Source organism: Amycolatopsis sp. SID8362 (assembly GCF_010550475.1).
GTDB lineage: Bacteria > Actinomycetota > Actinomycetes > Mycobacteriales > Pseudonocardiaceae > Amycolatopsis > Amycolatopsis eburnea.
Map to the genome: position 1 here is coordinate 1 of NZ_JAAGNB010001565.1, position 4,781 is coordinate 4,781.

Annotated in this window: 4 protein-coding genes; 3 read left to right on the forward strand and 1 reads right to left on the reverse strand. The window is 72.2% G+C overall.

Annotation, left to right across the window (positions count from 1 at the left end):
• The 3 genes from G3I65_RS48500 to G3I65_RS48510 all read left to right on the forward strand — a co-directional run.
• Positions 1-537, forward strand: a 537-nt coding sequence (locus G3I65_RS48500) for a class F sortase (RefSeq protein WP_160702303.1), incomplete at its 5' end; no start/stop codon positions are given.
• 100 nt (positions 538-637) lie between these two features.
• Positions 638-2,632 carry an SDR family oxidoreductase gene (locus tag G3I65_RS48505; protein WP_160702305.1) on the forward strand — a complete coding sequence of 665 codons (1,995 nt, stop codon included), beginning with the start codon at positions 638-640 and terminating at the stop codon, positions 2,630-2,632.
• 116 nt (positions 2,633-2,748) lie between these two features.
• Positions 2,749-3,894 carry a cell division protein DivIVA gene (locus tag G3I65_RS48510; RefSeq protein ID WP_160702307.1) on the forward strand — a complete coding sequence of 382 codons (1,146 nt, stop codon included), beginning with the start codon at positions 2,749-2,751 and terminating at the stop codon, positions 3,892-3,894.
• A 61-nt stretch (positions 3,895-3,955) separates the two neighbouring features.
• Here G3I65_RS48510 and G3I65_RS48515 read toward each other — a convergent pair.
• A partial coding sequence (locus G3I65_RS48515; RefSeq protein WP_240924607.1) for an amidase family protein occupies positions 3,956-4,781 on the reverse strand: 826 nt, incomplete at its 5' end.

Here is a 4,781-nt window from a genome sequence, read left to right on the forward strand (position 1 = left end):
GCCGCCGCCCCCGCGGCCGGGACATCCACGCCACCGCCGACGAGCACCTCGGCCGCCGCCGCTCCCGCTGCTCAGCCATCCACTCCGGTACCGCCCGCACAACAGCCCGGCACCGTCCGGCTGCCCTCGGGCGCCACCGCCACTCTCGTGCGCAAGGACCTCGGCCCGGACGGCGAACTCCCCATCCCCGCCGACCTCGGGCAAGCCACCTGGTGGGGCGCCGAACTCGACGCCGCCGGGGGCGCCAGCGTCTTCGCCGGGCACGTCAACTGGCGGGGCGCCACCGGGCCGTTCGCCGAGCTGTGGAGCGCCCGGATCGGCGGGGCGGTGACCGTTGTGGACGGTGCCGGGAAGACCTGGCGCTACCGGATCTCCCAGCTGCTCACCGTGCACAAGGACGACCTGCCCGCGCAGGCGGACGACCTGTTCGGCCAGTCCGGCCCGCACCGCGTCGTCCTCGCGACGTGCGGCGGCCGGTGGGTCGGCGGTTCGGACGGCTACGAGGAGAACCGCATCGTCATCGCGGAGCCCGAATAAGTTACTGGTGAGTAACTTCACGTCCCGCCACGGTGGTCACGAACCTCCCGATGCAGCAGAATGCCCAGGGTCAGGGCGTGGAGCGAGAGGTGTGAAGACGATGGCGACGTTCTTGGTGACCGGGGCGACCGGACTGATCGGGCGCCAGTTCACCCGGCTGCTGCTCTCCCGTCCCGACGACGACCGCGTCGCGCTGCTCGTCCGCGCGTCGTCGCGGGCCAAGCTGGCCGCGCTCGTCGACCAGTGGCCGCACTCGGACCGCGTCACGCTGGTGACCGGGGACCTCGGCGAGCCGCTGCTCGGGGTGTCCGAAGCGGACCGCGACGAGCTGCGCGGGCACGTCGACCACGTCGTGCACCTCGCCGCCCTCTACGACCTCACCGCCGACGACGAGGCGAGCGTCAAGGCCAATGTGGACGGCACGCGGGCCGTCGTCGACCTCGCCGCGGACCTGCGCGCGGGCTGCCTGCACCACGTCTCCTCCGTCGCCGTTGCGGGCGACCACGAAGGCGTGTTCACCGAGGAGATGTTCGACGCCGGGCAGCGGCTGGTCACGCCGTACCACCGGACGAAGTTCGAGGCCGAGAAGATCGTCCGCGAGCAGACCGAGGTGCCGTGGCGGGTGTACCGGCCCGCGGTCGTCGTCGGGCACTCCGAGACCGGCGAGATGGACAAGGTCGACGGCCCCTACTACCTCTTCCCCGCGATCAACCGGCTCGCCGGGCTGCCGGACGTGCTGCCGATCGTCGGCCCCGACCTCGGCGACACCAACATCGTGCCGGTCGACTACGTCGCCAAGGCGCTGCTGGAGCTGGTGGTCAAGCCCGGGCTCGACGGGCACGCGTTCCACCTGGTCAACCCCGAGCCGCAGCCGGTCGTGTCCGTCTACAACGCCTTCGCGCGGGCCGCGGGCGCGCCGACGATCTCGGTGCAGCTGGGCGAAGGGCTCTCCAAGCGGATCGTCGGGCTGGTCAAGCTGACCGAGCACATCCCCGGCGTCACCATCGCCCGCGACGCCGTGATGGAGCGGTTCGGCATCCCGCCGGTGCTGCTGGAGACCATGGCGTTCCCGTCGGTGTTCTCCTCGGCCGAGACGCGCAAGGCCCTCGCGGGCACCGTCGACGTGCCGCGGCTGGAGGAGTACGCGCCGACGCTGTGGCGCTACTGGCGCGAGCACCTCGACCCGTTCCGCGCGCGCAAGCACGGCCCGCGCGGTGAGCTGGACGGCCGTCGCGTGATCATCACCGGCGCGTCGTCGGGCATCGGGCGCGCGACGGCGTTGAAGGTCGCCGCCGCGGGTGGTGTCCCGCTGCTCGTCGCCCGGCGCCAGCACGAACTCGAAGAGGTCCGCGACGAGATCGTCGCCGCCGGCGGCACCGCGTCGGTGTACCCGGCCGACCTGACCGACGAGGACTCGGTGCGCAAGGCCGTCGACGCGATGCTGGCCGAGCACGGCCGGATCGACATGCTGGTCAACAACGCCGGCCGGTCGATCCGCCGGTCGATCAAGCTGTCCTACGACCGGATGCACGACTACGAGCGCGCGATGGCGATCAACTACTTCGGCGCGGTCCGGCTGATCCTCGCGGTGCTGCCGCACATGTCGGAGCGGAAGTTCGGGCACATCGTGAACGTGTCGTCGATCGGCGTGCAGGGCATCGCGCCGCGCTTCTCGGCGTACGCGGCGTCGAAGGCGGCGCTGGACTACTTCTCGCGGATCGCGGCGACCGAGACGCACGGCGACGGGATCACGTTCACCACCATCCACATGCCGCTGGTGCGCACGCCGATGATCCGGCCGACGAAGATCTACGACGCGTTCCCGACGAAGTCGCCGGAGCAGGCCGCGGACATGGTGCTGAAGGCGCTCGTCGAGCGGCCCAAGCACATCGGGACGCCGGCCGGGCAGGCGATCGGGCTGGCGTACACGCTCACGCCGGGCCTCACCGACGCCGTCGCGTACCAGGGTTTCCGGATCTTCCCGGACTCGGCCGCGGCGGGTGGTTCGGGCGGGCTGAAGATCGGCCGTGGCGAGAAACACCTTTCCAAGGCCGCGATGGCGCTCGCCCGGCTGTCGCGGGGCTTTCACTGGTGACGCAGTGTTTCCGGGGTGCGGCCGTTCCGGCGACGCGCCGCCCGAATGGCGACACGTGTTGGTGATTTGTTAAGCCGAAGGGCGTAAGCGGTCCGTGCCCAGGTACGGTCGGGCGCATGGTTCCTGAGCGCGACCCCGCCGCAACCGCCCTCAACGGCCTCCTCCCCCTCCGTCGTGAGTACACCCAGGCTTGGCACGGCTTCGACCGCAACGAAGTCCGGCAATACCTCGACCACGTCGAGGCGCAGCTGCGCCGGGTGCTCAGCGAGCGCGACGCCGCCGTGGCGAAGGCCGCGACCGCGACCCGCGAGGCGGAGTCCGCCCGGCAGCAGGTCGCTTCGCTGGAAGCGCGCGTCGAGGAGCTCAAGAAGCCACCGGAGCGCCTGGAAGACCTCGACGAGCGGATGCAGCGGACGGTGACGCTCGCGCAGGCCCGCGCGGACGAGATCATCAAGCGCGCCGAGGCCGCCGCGGAGAAGACGTGGGCGGGCTCGACCGAGGCGTCGACGAAGCTGCGTGAGCGGTACACGAAGCTGGTCGCGGAGCTGGACAAGCAGGCCGACCTGCTGCACTCCGAGCACGAGAACGCGCTGGCGGAGACGCGGGCCGAGGTGCAGCGGCTGACCGTCGAGGCGGCCCAGCGGCGGGAGCTGCTCGACAACGAGGCGGAGCGGAAGCGGCGGAAGCTCGAGCGCGAGTTCGAGGCGTCGCAGACCGCGCAGCGGACGGCGCTGGAAAAGCACATCGCCGACCAGCGCACGGCGAGCAAGAACCAGGCCGAGCGCCGGATCGCCGAGGCGACGGCGGAGGCCAAGCGGCGGCTCGACGAGGCCACCGCGGAGGCCAAGCGCCGCCTCGACGAGGCGACCACGCAGGCGGCCCAGCGCACGACGGTGGCGAACCGCAAGGTCGAGCGGCTGGCGGAGATCCGCGAGCAGGCGCGCAAGAGCCTGGCGATGGCCGAGGAGATCCTCAACCGCAGCGAGACGCAGCTGGCGACGTTGCCGGAGGAAGCGGTGATCCCCCAGGCGTCCAAGCTGGTCGGCGGCGACACGGAATCGGCCACGACGCCCGCCGCGCCGGTGGTCCCGGTGGTCCAGCCGCAGATCCCGGCGAAGGCCGCCGCGAAGCCGGGCCCGGCTCCCAAGCCCACGCCCACGCCCGTCGCGAAGCCGGGCAACTCGAACGGCCCAGCCACGAAGCCCGCGAACGGCAACGGCGCCAAGCCCCTCTCCCCGACGGCGAGCAAGCCCGGCTCCTGATCAAAAGCCGTGAAGGCCTCCTTACCGGGCAAAAAAGCCGGTAAGGAGGCCTTCACGGCTTTTACTTGCGGGCCGTGCGGGGCCAGGGGTTGGCCGTCTCCAGCTGGGCGGCCAGGCCGAGCAGCAGTGACTCGCCGCCCGGACGCGTCACCAGCTGGACCGACGTCGGCAGGCCGGACACGACGGACCGCCCCACCGGAACCGTGATCGCCGGGTAGCCCGCGAAGTTCCACTGGCCGGTGAACCCGGCCAGCCGCGTCGACGGGAACACGTTCGTCAGCCACCGCTTCTCGTGCCAGCGGCCCGCCTTCACCGGCCAGTGCGACAGCGTCGGCGTCATCAGGACGTCGTGGTCGGCGAAGAACTCCGCGGCCCGCGCGACCCAGTTCTCCCGGGTCCGCTCGCGGATCAGGCCCGCGCGCTGGACCAGCTGTCCCGCGCGGACGTGCGCGCGGGTCCGCCGCTGCAACCGCGAAAAGTCGAACTCGCGAGCTTGGACGGCGGGTCCGGCCAGCCAGCGGGCTGTCATGCCCAGGACCATCGTCGCCGGGTAGCGCGGGGCCGACTCCGTCAGCGTGTGGCCCGCGGAGGCCAGGTGCCCCGCCGCGGTCGAGACCGCCGCCACCAGCTCCTTCGGGACCGGCGTGCGCAGCAGGGGCACCGTCGTGGACGTGCCGATGCGCGCCGGGGACGGCGTCGGGACCGACGCCAGCGAAGGGTCCGCGGCCAGCACCGAGAGCAGCACCGCGGTGTCGGCGACCGTCGTGGCCAGCGGGCCGTGCGCCGACATGCCGAACCAGCCGCCCTCGGCCAGCAGCTCCGCGCTCGGCTTCAGGCCGACCAGGCCGCACATCGCCGCCGGCAGCCGGACCGAGCCCATGCCGTCG